The organism is Micrococcus sp. 63XJN7_6_ISO-PGPR-S23-444, assembly GCF_058072765.1.
Genome location: NZ_CM176516.1, coordinates 2,285,854 through 2,299,835 on the forward strand (window position 1 = coordinate 2,285,854; position 13,982 = coordinate 2,299,835).

Sequence of the window (13,982 nt, forward strand, 5' to 3'; positions counted from 1 at the left end):
CATGCCGTCCACGGCCCTGGCCTCCCCGGCCCGCGTCCGCGCGGGCGTGCTGATGGGCGCCCTGCCCGCGGCGCTGCTGCTGGCGGCGCTCGTGGCCGACGTCGCCCTCGGCGCGCGCACCGTGCCGGCGACGACGGCGCTCGACACCCTGGGCGCGGTCCTCACCGGGCACCCCGTGCCGGAGGGCATCGAGGCGGCGGCCGTGGCCTCCCGCGTGCCCCGCGTGGTGACGGGGGCGCTGGTGGGGGCGGCGCTGGCCGTGGCCGGCGCCGCCCTGCAGGGGGCCACCCGCAACCCGCTCGGCGACCCGGGGCTGCTCGGGCTCTCCGCCGGCGCGGGGCTGGCCGTGGCGGCGGGCATGGCGCTCGGCGTCGCCGGCTCCACGTTCGGGGTGCTGGCGCTGGCCGCCGTCGGGACGCTGGTCGCGGCGGCGCTCGGCTACGCGGTGGCGGCGGCCGCCACGCGGAGGGGCCGGACGACACCCGGCGCCCCCTCCCCCATGGCGCTCGTGCTGGCCGGCGCCGCGATCACCGCCGGCGCCACCGCCGGCACCACGGCGCTGCTCGTGCTCTCCCCCACGGTCCAGGACCGACTGCGCTTCTGGGCCGTGGGCACGGTGGCCCGCGCCGACCTCGGCGAGGCGCTCGCCCTGGCGCCCGTGATCGCCGTCGGGCTGCTCGCCGCCGTCGCCGTGGCCCCCGGGCTCGACGCCCTCGCCCTCGGCGACGACCTCGCGCACGGTCTGGGCGGGCGCCCGGAGCGGGTGCGCGCGGTGCTGCTGGGCGCGGTCGTGCTGCTCACGGCCGCGGCGGTGGCGCTGGCCGGGCCGGTCGGGTTCGTGGGGCTGCTCGTGCCCCACGCGCTGCGCCGTCTGCGGCCGCCGAGCACGCGAGCCCTGATGGCCGGCTGCGCCCTGTGGGGCGCCGTCCTCGTGATCCTCGCGGACCTCGCCGGGCGGCTCGTCGTGGCGCCCGGGGAGATCCACCTCGGGGTGACCACCGTCCTGCTCGGCGTGCCCGTGCTGCTGGCGCTGCTGCGCCGCCCGGGGGTGGCCGCATGAACCTCCAGCACACCGCCCCGGACGACGTCGTCGCCCGCCTGCGCCGCTCCGACCGGCGCCGCCTCGGACGGGCCTGCGCGGGCCTCGCCGTGGCCGTGCTGGTCCTCGCCCTGCTGCGCGTGGTGTGGGGCACGTACCAGGTGACCGTCCCGGACCTCGTGCGGATCCTGGGCGGGGAGACGATCCCGGGAGCGAGCTTCATCGTGCTGGAGGAGAAGCTGCCCCGCGCCGTGGCCGCAGTGCTCACCGGCGCCGCCCTGGGCGCGGCCGGCGCGCTCTACCGGCGCACGCTGCGCAACCCCCTGGCCTCGCCGGACATCCTGGGCGTCACCCAGGGCGCCGCGGCGGCGGTCGTGCTGGGGATGCTGGCGACCGCCGGGCAGACCGGCGGAGGATCGGACCTGATGCGCGCCGCCACGGCACTGATCGGCGGCCTTGTGGCGGTGGCCGCCGTGTTCGCCACGGCCCGCTCCGTGGGGGGCGAACGGTTCGTGGTGGCCGGCATCGCGGTGGCGGCGGCGGGCCAGGCCGTGGTGGCCGGGGCGATGCTCTCGCTGGCCCAGCACGACCTGCAGTCGGCCACCGTCTGGATCGCCGGCTCGCTCAACGGCGTCACGTGGGGCCGCATTGCGCTGCTCGCGGGCGTGCTCGCGGCCGCCCTGCCGCTGGCGGGGGCGCTCCACACGCAGCTGGCCCCGGCCGACGTCGGCCCGGACCTCGCACACGCCCTCGGCGCCCGAGCGCGCCCCACCTCGGCCGCGGCGCTGGGGCTCGGCGCAGTGCTGGCCGCCGTGGCGACCGCCGTCGTGGGGCCGCTGGCGTTCGTCGCGCTGCTGGCCACCCCGGTGGCGCGCGGGCTCACCCGCGGCCTGCCCTCCCTGCCCGCGGCGGCGCTCACGGGCGCCGCGCTCGTGCTGCTCGCGGACCTCGTGGCCGGCGAGGCCGTCCCCCTGCTCACCGGCGCCGCCCTGCCCACCGGTGTGCTCACCGGCGCCGCCGGCGCCCCGCTCATGCTCTGGCTGCTGCTGCGCCAGGGCCGGACCCCAGGAGGCGTGCGCCCCGCATGACCGCTCCCCCGCTCACCGTCCCGTCCCCCGCCGCACCGCGCGCCGGGGCCGCCGACGACGTCGCGATCCGCCTGCGCGGCCTGACGCTCGGCTACGGCCCGGCCTCGGCACCGCCGATCGTCGAGGACCTCGACCTGGACGTGCCCGCCGGGCGCGTCACCGCGATCATCGGCGCCAACGGCTGCGGCAAGTCCACGCTGCTGCGCGGCCTGACCCGCCAGCTCGCCCCGCGCGCCGGGAGCATCGAGGTGCTCGGCCGGGACGCCGCCCGCGTGTCCGCGCGCGACTACGCCCGCACCGTGGCGCTGCTGCCCCAGCATCCCGTGGCGCCCGAGGGCATGACGGTGGCGCAGCTCGTGGCGCGCGGCCGTCACCCGCACCGCGGGCTCCTGGGCGGCCGGGCCGCCGGCGACGACGCCGCGATCGCCTCGGCGCTCGAGCGCACCGACCTCGTGGAGCTCGCCGACCGCGAGGCCGGCACGCTCTCCGGCGGGCAGCGGCAGCGGGCGTGGCTCGCCCTCGTGCTCGCCCAGCAGACCCCGGTGGTGCTCCTCGACGAGCCCACGAGCTACCTCGACCTCAGCCATCAGGTGGAGGTGCTGGACCTGGTGCGCGCGCTCCCGGACCCGCGCGGCGGGGGCCGGGCGACCGTCGTCGCGGTGCTGCACGAGCTGAACCTGGCGGCGCGCAGCGCGGACCACATCGTGGCGATGGCCGCGGGCCGGGTGGTGGCGCAGGGCACGCCGGGCGAGGTGATCGTGCCGGAGGTGCTGGCCGAGGTGTTCGGCCTGGACGCGGACGTGGTGGCCGACCCGCTGCTGGGCCACCCCGTGGTGCTGCCGCGCGGGGACGGGGACCGCCGATGAGCGCCGACGGCATGATCGTGGCGCACACGCGCGTGGTGTCCGTGGAGCAGCCGTGCCGCGGATTGCGGCGGATCGTGCTGGCGGGGCCGGACCTGGAGGCCGCCAGCGGGGACCTGCTGGGACTGCTGCCGCCCGGCGTCGCCGACCTGCACGCCCTGTACCGGGGCGCGCGGCCGCGCCGGGACGCCTACGTGAAGCTGCTGATCCCCCCACCGGGCGGGACATCGGCGGACCCGGACCTGTCCGCCGGGTTCCGGGCCGGGTTCCTGGCCATCCCCGAGGAGGAGCGCGGCTGGATGCGCACGTACACGGTGCGCTCGGCCGGGCTCGTGCGGCTCGACGGGCGGCAGGTGCCCTCGCTGACCGTGGACGTGGTGCTGCACGGCGACCCGGACGACCCCGCCGACCCGCATCAGGGGCCGGGCCTGCGCTGGGCGCGCGCCGTCCAGGCGGGGGACGCGGTGAACGTGCTGGTGCCCTCGGCGGAGGCGCCGGCGTGGTCCGGCTGGCGGCAGACGGGGGCGCACCGTGTGCTGGCCGTGGGCGACGAGACCGCCGTCCCCGCCCTGGTGTCCGTGGCGGAGGAGCTCGCGGACCCGTTCGGCGGGTTCGACGGCGAGGCGGACCTCGTGCTCGAGCTGCCCCACGACGGGCAGGCCGCCGACCTCATCGCCGAGCGCCTGGCCGTCCCCGAGCCGTGGGACTGGCGGGCCGTGACGGAGCTGACGGACCGGGGCCGCGTGCGCCTGCACGTGGGCCGCCGGGCGCCGGGGGCGCCGTCGGGGTCCTGGGCGCACGCCCGCCTCGCCGCCCTGCTGGGCGTGGACCCCGACGACGCCGGCGGGCCGGTCGCGCCGCCCGCGGCCTCCGTCGAGCGCGAGTGGACCGTCGCCGCCCTCGAGGCCGACGAACGGCCCGAGGCCTACGTGTTCCTCGCCGGGGAGTCCGCGATGGTGCGCGCCCTGCGCCGGCTCAGCGTGGGCCCCGGCGGCGTGCCGAAGAAGCACGTCTCCTTCATGGGCTACTGGCGGCAGGGCCAGGCGGAGAGCTGAGGAGTGGGGTGGTGGAGCGCCGCTCCACCCTCGCACCGGCGTCGGGCTCTCCCTACTGTGGAAGTCCAGCACCCGATCGAACCGAAGGAGAGATCCCCATGACCCGCACCGTGATCATCGGCGGCCACGGCAAGGTGGCCCTCCTCGCCGCACCCCTGCTGGCGGAGGCCGGCCACGACGTCGTCTCGATCATCCGCAACCCCGACCACGCCGAGGACGTCCGCGCCGCCGGCGCCGAACCGCTCGTCCTGGACATCGAGAAGGCGGACCAGGAGGAGCTGCTCCACGCGCTGCGCGACGCGGACAACGTCGTGTTCTCCGCGGGCGCGGGCGGCGGGGACGCCCAGCGCACCCGGGCCGTGGACCACGACGCCGCCGTCGCCAGCATGCGCGCCGCCGAGGCCGCGGGCGTGCGGCGCTACGTGATGGTGTCCTACCTCGGCGCGTCCCTGCACCACGACGTGCCCGAGGACGACCCCTTCTACGCCTACGCGCAGGCCAAGGCCGAGGCGGACGAGGCGCTGCGGGACTCCGGGCTGGCCTGGACCATCCTCGGTCCCGGCACCCTGACCGATGAGGAGCCGTCCGGCCGCATCACCGTGGACCCGGATCTCTCCGACTCCGATGCCCCGCAGCGTGGGGCCAGCCGCGGCAACGTCGCCCGAGCGATCGTGGCCGTGCTCAACGAACCGGGCACGGTGGGCCGGAAGATCGACTTCGTGGACGGCGACGTGCCCGTGGCCGAGGCCGTCCGCGGCGACTGACGCGCCGTCAGCGCCGGGGACCGCCCCTCAGGCCAGGCCGAGGCGGCGGTCCACGGTGCCGAGCACACCCATGAGCCCGGTGAAGCCGGCCAGGATCCCGGCGAGTACGACGCCCACGCTGCGTCGGCCGAGCCGCGGCACGTCGAGGAACGGGTACGGGTACCAGTCGATGCGGGGCCCGCGCGCCATGGTCGCCGCCGCCCACATCAGCGGGATGACCGAGGCCAGCCCGGCGCGCCGCGGCGTGATCTGCCCGCGGGGGTCGAACAGCGCCCACACCGCCGGGGCGAGCACGGGGTTGACGATGTGCTGCAGCGCGTCGTTGAACCGGTAGAGGAAGGTGTCCTGTTCGCGGCCGCGCAGCACCGCGTTGTAGACGATCCCCGTGACCATCACCGAGCCGAGGCCGGCGGTGCGCACGGCCCAGAACGCGTCCGACGTGGGCGCCTCACGACGCGCGGCCAGCGTCAGCGACGTGCCCGCGACCAGCGCGTTGGACAGCCACGTGAAGTACGCCGGCTGGTTGAGGGCGTGGGACCAGCCCGCGGGGAAACCGCCCTGATAGCCGACGCCCGGGATCACCATGGAGTCCTTGGACATGCCGATGGGGAACGAGGTCAGGCACCCGATCAGCGGCAGTGCCCCCGAGACGTGCCACGCCAGGCGGCTCCGACGGTCCACCGGCGGCACGGGACGCGGCTGCAGCCGGGACACGACGGCGTGCGCGATCCGCTCACGGACCCCCTGCGGGGCGGGGCGGGTGCGGCGGAGGGAGGGCAGGCTGACGCGGAGGGTGGAAAGGGGCATGGGGGGTCGTCCTCGAACGGTGGAGTCAAGGGATGAGACCGCCCATTCTCACATGAACAGCAGTTGAACGAAAGGGAGCGAGACGGAGAACATCGCCGCGCCCCCCTCCTGCCCGCCCCGCCGCCTCAGTGGGCGCCGGCCTCCTCCAGCGGCAGGATGCGCTCCGGATCCTCGACCTCCACGCGCACGCCGTCGGCCTGCAGCCGGCGCACGCCCTCGGCGATCAGCCGTCGGCCGACGTCGTCGATCCGGTCCACCCGCGTGAGGTTGAGCACCACGGTGCGGATGGGCCCGTCGTTCTCGTCTTGGGCGGCCACGGCGGCGGCCTCGTACACCGCCCCGCCGCCGGTCGCGGCCGCGAGCGCCGCGCTGTCCGCCGCGGCCTCCTGCCACCGCGGGTAGACGGCGGCGTCCCAGCCGGTGCCGGGCTTCTCCGCACCGGTGCGCAGGTCCGTGAGCGCGTCCAGCACCGCCTCGGCGCCGCCGAACCGGATCACGCCCTGCAGGTGCAGGAACACGCGGTCACCCTCGCGTTCCACGAAGCGCACGGCGGTTCCGCCCAGGCTGTCGCCGTCCATGAGGTGCAGCCGGAAGTCCTCGGAGAGGCGGCGGCACGCCAGCACGCCGCGCGCCGAGTTGCCCACCTCGTCCAGGCGCGGCGAGAACACGCCGATCCCCACGCGGCCCGGCAGCGCGCCGAGCACACCGCCGGCCACCCCGGACTTGGCCGGGATCCCGACGTCGGCGAGCCACTGCCCGGCGGCGTCGTACATGCCGGAGGAGGTCATCACGGACACCACGCGCCGCGCCACGATGGACGGCAGCACGCGCTCACCCGTCATCGGATGGATGCCCCCGGTGGCCAGACACGCGCCCATCACGGCGAGGTCCTTGGCGGTGACGAGCACGGCGCACTGCGCCACGTACCCGGCCACGATCTCCTCGGCCGAGTCCTGCAGCACCCCGTAGCTGCGGAGCATGTGCCCCAGGGAGAGGTTGCGGTCCGAGACCGCCATCTCGGACTCGTACGTCTCCCGGTCCACCGCGAGCCGACGCCCGGCGAGCAGGGACATGATCTCCACGGCCCGGTCCAGCCGCTCCTTCCGGCTCGCCTCCGGCCCCACCAGCAGCTGGTGCACCGCGAGCGCGCCCGCGTTGATCATGGCGTTGTCCGGGCGGTGCGACTCCGCCTCGAGGGAGAGCTCGTTGAAGGCCTCGCCCGAGGGGTTCAGCCCCACCTGTCGGTCCACGGCGGCGAAGCCCCGGTCCACGAGCGCGGCCGCGTACGTGAACGGCTTGGACGCGGACTGGATGGTGAACTCCACGTCCGCGTCCCCCGCGGAGTGCAGCCGCCCGGTGGGGGTGGCCAGCGCGATGCCGAGGCGGTCCGGGTCCGCCTCCGCGAGCACGGGGATGTACTGGGCCGTCTCTCCCGGGTTCACGGCGCCGAGCTCGGTGATCAGGCTCGCCAGGTAGTCGGGGATCGGGTGTCTCATCTCAGGCCTCCCAGCGCAGGCAGGTCAGGGGCTCGCCCCCGGGCACGGGCACGTGGCCGGTCGCACGGAAGCCGAGCCGCTCATAGAACGGGACGGTGGCGGGCACGGACGCCTCGAGGTGCACGGGCAGACCCGACGCGCGGCGCTGGCCGTGGCGCACCAGCGCACTCGCCGCCCCGCGCCCGCGGGCGGACGGGACGGTGCCGACCTCCTCAAGGTACCAGTGCCGGCCTGCCGGGCGGGCACGCTCGCAGGCGGCCTGGATCCGCTTCAGGGCGAGGGTGTGGCGGCCGTGGACGGCGACCGCGGTGGGCAGCCCCGCCAGCAGGCCCGGCACGTCGACCCCGCGGGGGGCGGCGGGGGAGGTCCACACGGCGGCGCCGAGCAGCGTGCCGTCGGCCGCGTCCACGGCGACGTCCACGGCGCCCAGCGGGGCGCCGTCGGCCCCCGCGCGCAGCCCCTGGCGCACGGCGGCGGTGAACTTGCGCTCGAGGCGGGGCCCGCGCCGGTCCTCGGGCACGAGCCCGAGCGTGTACGGGTCCGTGGCGAAGGCCTCGGCGAGGACGGCGCCCACGCGGCGGGCGGTGTCCTCACGGGCTCCATCCGGGCGCAGGGTGAGCACGTGGACGCGGGGGCGCGGCGCAGCGGGGTCCGGGGAGGTCATGGCCGCCAGTCTAGGGACGGGGCCGGGCGCGTCATCGGACCGGCCGACGAGCGTTCCGTCCCGTGTGATCGGCGACACTGGTGGGCATGGACTTCTCCGCACCGCTCGCCCCGGCCGCACCGCTCGCCCCGGCCCCCGCCGCAGACGCCCCGCCCGCCGACGTCGTCGCCCGCCTGCAGGCGGAGCTGCCCGGCCGCGTGGACGTCTCCGCCGCCGCACTCCAGGCCGCCCGGGCGGACCGCTCGGGGCATCGCTCCCCCGCCGCGCCGCGGGCCGTGGTCCGCGCACGGACGGTGGAGGACGTGCAGGCCGCGTGCCGGATCGCGCACGGCACCCGCACCCCGCTGGTCACCCGCGGAGCGGGCACGGGGCTGGCCGGCGGCGCCGTCGCGGGGGCGGGCGAGATCGTCCTGGACATGACCGCGATGGACCGGATCCTGGAGGTCTCCCCCGCGGACCGCGTGGCCGTCGTCGAGCCGGGGATCCTCAACGGGGCGCTGAACGCCGCGCTCGCCGAGCACGGGCTGTGGTGGGCCCCGGATCCCGCGTCGAAGGACATCTCCACGGTGGGCGGCAACATCGCGATGAACGCCGGCGGGCTGCTGTGCGCCAAGTACGGCGTCACGCGCGAGGCGGTGCTGGGCCTGGACGTGGTGCTCGCGGACGGCACCCTGCTGCGGCTGGGCCACCGCACCGTCAAGGGGGTGACCGGCTACGACCTGGTCGCGCTGATGATCGGCTCGGAGGGCACGCTCGGCGTGATCGTGGGCGCGACGCTGGCGCTGCGGCCGGCCGTGCGCGGCGTGCCCGTGACGCTCGGCGGGTTCTTCCCGGACGTCGTCGCGGGCGCCGCCGCGGCCGAGGCGATCACCGGGGCCGGTCACGTGCCCGCCCTGATGGAGCTGATGGACGAGGCGACGCTCGCCGCGGTGCGCGCGCACGCGGGGCCCGAACGCGGGGCCGCCCTGCCCGAGTCCGGCGCGTTCCTGCTGGTGCAGGCCGACGGCGCCGGCGCCGAGGCGGACGGGGAGGCCATGGCCGCCCTCATGCGCGCCCACGGCGGGGACGTCACCGTGACCGTGGACCCCGCCGAGGGGGAGGCCCTCATGGCCCTGCGCCGCACCGCGTTCCCCGCGCTCGAGCGCCTCGGCACCCCGCTCGTGGAGGACGTGGCCGTCCCGCGCAGCCGCATGGCCGAGATGTTCGCGCGGATCCGTGAGATCGAGGCACGCACCGGCGTCGCCATCCCCACCACGGCCCACGCCGGGGACGGCAACCTGCACCCGATCCTGCTGTTCGGCGCGGCGGCGCAGGTGGGCGGCGCGGCCGAGGACGCCGCGTCGATCCCGGCGGACGTGTGGGAGGCCGCCGGCGAGCTGTTCCGCGCGGGCCTGGAACTCGGCGGCACGCTCACCGGCGAACACGGCGTGGGCCTGCTCAAGCGCGCGTTCCTGCGAGACGAGCTCGGCGACGCCCAGCACGACCTCCAGCAGCGCATCAAGGCCGTGTTCGACCCGCACGGCATCCTCAACCCAGGAAAGGTGTTCACCCCGTGACGCAGCCGACCACCCCCGAGACCCCCGCCGACGCCGGCACGCCGACCCCGTTCGAGGTCGGGCTGCAGCTGCGCTGGTCCGACGAAGACCGCTACGGCCACGTCAACAACGCCCGCCTGCTCACCCTCGCCGAGGAGGCGCGCGTGCGCGCCCTGGCCGCGTGGGCCACGACGACGGCGTCCCCGGACGTCCAGCGCGTCGTGCGGTCCATGGAGGTCCAGTACGAGGCGCCCGTGGTCTACGCCGGGCCCGAGGTGACGGCGCGGGTGTGGATCCTGCGGATCGGCCGGACGTCCTTCACGCTGCGCCACGAGCTGTGGCAGGACGGGCGGCGCTGCGTGCTGTGCGACGCCGTGTTCGTGCAGGTGGACCCGGCGGCCGGGCGGCCCGTGGCCGTCTCCGACGAGGAGCGCGCCGCCTTCGAGCGCGTGCTGATCCCCGCCGAGGACTGACGGGCCGCCGTCGGGCCTGTGGACGGCCTGCCGTCTCGCAGGATCCCGCCGTAGGCTCTGAGGCCATGGAGCAGGACCCTTCCCCGGACGCGCCCGCGCCCTCGGCGGACGTCGAGGCGCTGCGCGGCACCCCCGTGTCCGAGTTGACGCAGCTCACCCCCGCGGCGTCAGGGGCGCTGGAGCGGCTGCGCCGAGACGTCGAGCGCTTCGACCTCGAGTACCGCTCGGCCCTGCTCCAGGTGGAGGCGCGGCTCGAGGTGCTGCGGGACGAGTTCACGCACCTGCACGACTACAACCCCATCGAGCACATCGTCACGCGGGTGAAGTCGCCGGAGTCGATCCTGCGCAAGGCCTCCGCCCGCGGGCTGTCCCTGGACCTGGACGCGCTGCGCACCAACGTCACGGACATCGCCGGGGCGCGCGTGATCGTCAGCTTCGCCCGGGACGTGTACCGCGTGTTCCGCCAGTTCACGCAGCAGCCGGACATCCGGGTGCTCGAGGTGGAGGACTACATCTCCCGGCCCAAGCCCTCGGGCTACCGCAGCCTGCACTGCCTCGTGCAGGTGCCGATCCACCTGTCCACCGGCACGATCCCGGTGACCGTGGAGATGCAGTTCCGCACGAGCGCCATGGACTTCTGGGCCACGCTCGAGCACAAGATCAACTACAAGTTCGACGGCGGCGTGCCCCCGGACATCGCGACCGAGCTCGTGGCCGCCGCCCGCGTGGCTGCGGACCTGGACACCCGCATGGAGCGCCTGCACGACCAGGTGCAGGAGACCGACAGGGACGACGACGCCGCCGCGGCCTGGGAGGACGACGGCGGTCCCGTCTTCGAGGACGAGCCGGCGGCGGGGCCGGGCGAGGCGCGGCCGGGTGACGACGCGCCCGGCGCGTCCACCGTCTGAGCCCCTCCGTCCACACCCGGCGGGCCGCGTGCACAGGGTTCTCCACAGAGTTGTCCACAGGTGTGGATGAGTCACACGCGTGTGATCCAGCAAAGCAGAGCAGGGCGTGACCGCAGGCCAGGGAGGACATGCGGAGGGAGCGGCTGCCGGTAGCCTGAGCCGATGCCCTCCACCGCCGTGCCGCCGCGCGACTCCGGCGCCGCCTCCACCCTGCCCGCCCGCACAGGGCACCGCGGGGTGTCGATCCTGCGCACCGCCGCCCTCGTCCTCGTGGTGGCGGCGTTCGTGTGGCTGGCACTCACCGTGCGCCTGCCCGGCGTGGACGAGCTGCGCGCCCAGCTGGACGGCTTCGGCTGGTGGAGCTGGCTGGCGTTCACCGTGCTGTACGCGGCCGTGGCGCTCACCCCCATCCCCGTGACGATCATGGCGGTCACCGCCGGTGTGCTCTTCGGCGCGATCGAGGGGACGGTGCTGTCCGTCGTCGGAGCCCTGCTGGGCTCGCTCGGGGCGTACGGCATCGCGCGCGCGGTCGGACGCGAGGTGGTCCTGCGCGGGCTCGGCCGCCACGCCGAGACCGTGGAGCGGCGGCTCGAGGACACCGGGTTCCTCGCCCTGCTGGCCCTGCGCGTCGCCCCGGGGCTGCCGTACTGGCCCGTGAACTACGGGGCGGGCGCGCTCGCCGTGCCGCTGGGGATCTTCGCCGGCTCCACCGCGGTCGGCGTGATCCCCGGGCAGCTCTCCCTCGTGGCGATGGGGGCGTTCGCGGTGCGCCCGGGCGTCGTGAACGGCGTGCTGCTCGGGGTGGGCTGGCTCGCCGTGGGCGGTCTGACCCTGTGGGCGGTGCGGCGCTGGCGACGGGCAGCCCGGGCCGCGGAGGGGCCGGCGGGCTCGGAGGGGCCGGAAAGCCCGCGGAGTGGTCAGGACACGCCGTCTCCGCGTGCGCGACGCGGCGTGTCGTGACCACTCTGCGCCGGACGTCAGCCGAGGGTTGTGTACCGCACGCCGAACTTGCTGCTGACCTGCAGGAACACGAGCACGTCCGTGCCGCGCGCGTAGGCGGGCATGCCGTACCAGGTGCGGGGTTCGAGCTCCGGGGCCGCCTCCGTGACGATCCGGTGCACCCCCACCGCCATGGCGCGGTCCTGCTCGGGCATCTCCTCGATCTTCACCAGCAGGTCCTGCAGGGCGTCGGCCTTCTTCCTGCCGCCGCGCTGGGCGCGCAGCTCCTGCGCGCGCTCGGCGATCGCGGCCTGCTCCGCGGCGCTGAAACCGGTGGACTCGCTCACGGTGCCTCCTGGGGTGCGGGGACGGGTCCTGCCCTGGTCTCAGCCCCGACGGCCCAGGCGACCGAGCAGGCGGGTCTGCCGGTCGGCGTCGTCGGCCACGGGGACGGGCTCGCCCAGGATGCCGGGCGTGTAGGCGGCGTCGCCGAACAGTTCCAGCGACTCCTCCACGCAGTCGATCTCCGCGTCCGTGAACCGCGCGTCCACGCCCTGCGAGCGGGCCAGGTCCCAACGGTGCACGATCACGTCGAACGCGTGGAAGCGGATCAACGCCTCGCCCACGGGCATCTCCCCGAGCGCGGTCTTCATGGGCCGCATGATGAACTCCTCGTCACCGGCGAGGGCGGACATGGCGGCGGCGTGCTTGGCCCACTGGGTGGCCAGCTGCTGGCGGGACCCGTCGAAGAGGGGCACCTCCCGGCCCTGGCGGGCGGCGAAGTCGCGCTGGCCGGCGATCACGTGGTCCAGCAGGTCCAGCGCGTCCCAGCCCTCACACGGGGTGGCGGCGTCCCAGTCCCGCACCTCCCGGACGACGGCGGTGAACGGCTCGGCGGCCGCGTTCCAGCGGGCCTCGACCTCGGTGGCGGGGATGGACATGGTGCTCTCCTCAGGGTCGCGGGGTTCTCGGGGCCGCGGCGGGCGACGACGGCGCCGGGCTCGGCTTCTTCGGGCCGCGGATGGACTCGGGGCGGGCCGGGTCCAGGACGGACCGGGGGTCGAAGAACTCCTCCAGCACGGGCCGCTCGCCCGAGACGGCCGCGGCGAGGCTGATGCCGTCCACGTTGATGCGCGAGCCGCGGTAGTAGCCGGGCTCGAGCTGGCCCCACGCCTTGGAGGTGCCGTCCACGAGGAAGAAGGAGCGGTAGCCGAGCTCGCGGAAGTAGCGGTACCGCTCGTTGTCCTCCGTGTACTTGCCGGGGCCGGTGACGTCCGCGCCGAACGGGTAGATGAGCATGTCCGTGGGGCCGAGGATCGGCTCGACCTCCTCGTGCCAGTGCCTCATGTCGAACTCGAGCTCCTCCATGGTCAGCTTCGGCACCGTCCGGTGGCCCCACGTGTGGGAGGCGAACTCCCAGCCGCTGTCCTTGAGCGCGTCGGCAACCTCGGTGGCGGCCGCGACGTCGGCGTCGAACGTGGGGCTGTCCCCGAACTCGCGGGCCGAGGTGCGGTAGCCGAACACGCCGTCGTAGCCGGTCATGGCGAGCACGCCGCGGGCGCCGTTGAGGCTGAAGTCCGGGTGCTCGGCGAGGAAGTCGTCCAGGCGCGGGACGACGTCGAACGCCCCGATGTGCGTGGTGCCCTCGGCGTCCGTGTACTCGTTGCGGACGCGGCCGTCCTCGGCCACGATCAGGCGGTCCGCGAAGCCGTCGCCGTCCATGTAGAGGTAGTACGAGCAGTCGTCCAGGGAGAGGATCAGCGGGGTGCGACCCTCGGGGACCATGAGGGTCTTCGGGCGGACGACGTCGTCCTCCCCCACCTCGTACAGCTCGTGCGGGGAGACCAGCACGTAGCCGCGCTCGTAGACCTGCCGGATGACGGCGTCGAACTCGTCCACCGTGACCATGAAGTCCAGGTAGCCGCCGGCCTTGTCGTCGCCATCGAAGGCGCGGGCCGGGTCCACCACGAGGGAGTGGAAGAACAGGTGCGGAACCCGGGCCACGTCCGGCCAGGCCACCGGTTCGCCGGCGGGCGGCGGTCCAGCGGGGGCGGCGGAGGTGGGCGCGGACGAGGTCGGCACGGACGACGACGCCGCGTCCTCCCCGTCCTGCCCGCAGGCGGCCAGCAGTCCCGATCCGAGCAGGGCGGAACCGGCCAGGAGCATCTGTCGGCGGGTCGGCTGCGGCACGGGCGGGGGCATCGGGCACCTTTCTCCGGGGGCACCCATCATCCCAAGGCCGCCCGGCCCGGGACCACCCCTGCCGGGCGGGCGGGCGGAGGTGGGAACCGGCCGGGCATGGGAGGCCGGCCGGCGGCGGGGCTCGATCCGCCGTAGACGGCCCAGAGTGG

15 protein-coding genes are annotated in these 13,982 nt (G+C 75.8%); 9 read left to right on the top strand and 6 right to left on the bottom strand.

Annotated features, from left to right (window positions below; translation table 11 throughout):
- Nucleotide 1 precedes the first annotated feature (1 nt).
- From AC3RJ9_RS10520 to AC3RJ9_RS10540, 5 genes are all read left to right on the top strand, one after another.
- Entirely contained in the window at nucleotides 2-1,060 is a 1,059-nt protein-coding gene (locus AC3RJ9_RS10520; protein WP_489727662.1) for a FecCD family ABC transporter permease, read from the top strand.
- Nucleotides 1,057-2,127: an iron chelate uptake ABC transporter family permease subunit gene (locus AC3RJ9_RS10525; RefSeq protein WP_036314495.1), complete on the top strand. Its 1,071-nt coding sequence runs from the start codon at nucleotides 1,057-1,059 to the stop codon at nucleotides 2,125-2,127. The genes AC3RJ9_RS10520 and AC3RJ9_RS10525 overlap by 4 nt, the downstream gene beginning before the upstream one ends.
- Nucleotides 2,124-2,993, top strand: a complete 870-nt coding sequence (locus AC3RJ9_RS10530) for an ABC transporter ATP-binding protein (protein ID WP_036314497.1) — start codon at nucleotides 2,124-2,126, stop codon at nucleotides 2,991-2,993. The genes AC3RJ9_RS10525 and AC3RJ9_RS10530 overlap by 4 nt, the downstream gene beginning before the upstream one ends.
- Entirely contained in the window at nucleotides 2,990-4,045 is a 1,056-nt protein-coding gene (locus AC3RJ9_RS10535) for a siderophore-interacting protein (protein WP_036314499.1), read from the top strand. Before AC3RJ9_RS10530 ends, AC3RJ9_RS10535 begins: the two co-directional genes overlap by 4 nt.
- A 98-nt stretch (nucleotides 4,046-4,143) precedes the next feature.
- Nucleotides 4,144-4,809: an SDR family oxidoreductase gene (locus AC3RJ9_RS10540; protein ID WP_036314501.1), complete on the top strand. Its 666-nt coding sequence runs from the start codon at nucleotides 4,144-4,146 to the stop codon at nucleotides 4,807-4,809.
- 27 nt (nucleotides 4,810-4,836) lie between these two features.
- Here the strand turns inward: AC3RJ9_RS10540 and AC3RJ9_RS10545 are convergent, their stop codons facing one another.
- The 3 genes from AC3RJ9_RS10545 to AC3RJ9_RS10555 all read right to left on the bottom strand — a co-directional run bounded on the left by AC3RJ9_RS10545 (nucleotide 4,837) and on the right by AC3RJ9_RS10555 (nucleotide 7,776).
- The gene (locus AC3RJ9_RS10545) at nucleotides 4,837-5,616 is read right to left on the bottom strand and encodes a Pr6Pr family membrane protein (protein WP_036339002.1); all 780 of its coding nucleotides are present in this window, start codon (nucleotides 5,614-5,616) and stop codon (nucleotides 4,837-4,839) included.
- 125 nt (nucleotides 5,617-5,741) lie between these two features.
- Complete coding sequence (gene glsA / locus AC3RJ9_RS10550) at nucleotides 5,742-7,112, bottom strand: glutaminase A (protein ID WP_036339005.1); 1,371 nt, start codon at nucleotides 7,110-7,112, stop codon at nucleotides 5,742-5,744.
- Between the two features lies 1 nt (nucleotide 7,113).
- Nucleotides 7,114-7,776: a GNAT family N-acetyltransferase gene (locus tag AC3RJ9_RS10555; protein ID WP_061866755.1), complete on the bottom strand. Its 663-nt coding sequence runs from the start codon at nucleotides 7,774-7,776 to the stop codon at nucleotides 7,114-7,116.
- Between the two features lie 86 nt (nucleotides 7,777-7,862).
- Here AC3RJ9_RS10555 and AC3RJ9_RS10560 point away from each other — a divergent pair, with 86 nt between their 5' ends.
- The 4 genes from AC3RJ9_RS10560 (at nucleotide 7,863) to AC3RJ9_RS10575 (ending at nucleotide 11,652) form a co-directional block, all read left to right on the top strand.
- A complete protein-coding gene (locus AC3RJ9_RS10560; protein WP_268259801.1) occupies nucleotides 7,863-9,332 on the top strand; it encodes an FAD-binding oxidoreductase in 1,470 nt (489 codons plus the stop codon).
- The gene (locus tag AC3RJ9_RS10565) at nucleotides 9,329-9,784 is read left to right on the top strand and encodes an acyl-CoA thioesterase (RefSeq protein ID WP_060974353.1); all 456 of its coding nucleotides are present in this window, start codon (nucleotides 9,329-9,331) and stop codon (nucleotides 9,782-9,784) included. Before AC3RJ9_RS10560 ends, AC3RJ9_RS10565 begins: the two co-directional genes overlap by 4 nt.
- A gap of 65 nt (nucleotides 9,785-9,849) precedes the next feature.
- Nucleotides 9,850-10,692, top strand: a complete 843-nt coding sequence (locus AC3RJ9_RS10570; protein ID WP_036314511.1) for a GTP pyrophosphokinase — start codon at nucleotides 9,850-9,852, stop codon at nucleotides 10,690-10,692.
- 162 nt (nucleotides 10,693-10,854) lie between these two features.
- A complete protein-coding gene (locus tag AC3RJ9_RS10575) occupies nucleotides 10,855-11,652 on the top strand; it encodes a TVP38/TMEM64 family protein (protein WP_020624722.1) in 798 nt (265 codons plus the stop codon).
- 17 nt (nucleotides 11,653-11,669) lie between these two features.
- Here AC3RJ9_RS10575 and AC3RJ9_RS10580 read toward each other — a convergent pair whose 3' ends face one another.
- The 3 genes from AC3RJ9_RS10580 to AC3RJ9_RS10590 are packed head-to-tail and all read right to left on the bottom strand — an operon-like array spanning nucleotide 11,670 to nucleotide 13,833.
- A complete protein-coding gene (locus tag AC3RJ9_RS10580) occupies nucleotides 11,670-11,978 on the bottom strand; it encodes a hypothetical protein (protein WP_036314546.1) in 309 nt (102 codons plus the stop codon).
- A gap of 39 nt (nucleotides 11,979-12,017) precedes the next feature.
- Complete coding sequence (locus AC3RJ9_RS10585; protein ID WP_036339014.1) at nucleotides 12,018-12,572, bottom strand: TIGR03086 family metal-binding protein; 555 nt, start codon at nucleotides 12,570-12,572, stop codon at nucleotides 12,018-12,020.
- 10 nt (nucleotides 12,573-12,582) lie between these two features.
- Nucleotides 12,583-13,833, bottom strand: a complete 1,251-nt coding sequence (locus AC3RJ9_RS10590; RefSeq protein ID WP_044659328.1) for a polysaccharide deacetylase family protein — start codon at nucleotides 13,831-13,833, stop codon at nucleotides 12,583-12,585.
- Nucleotides 13,834-13,982: the final 149 nt, after the last annotated feature.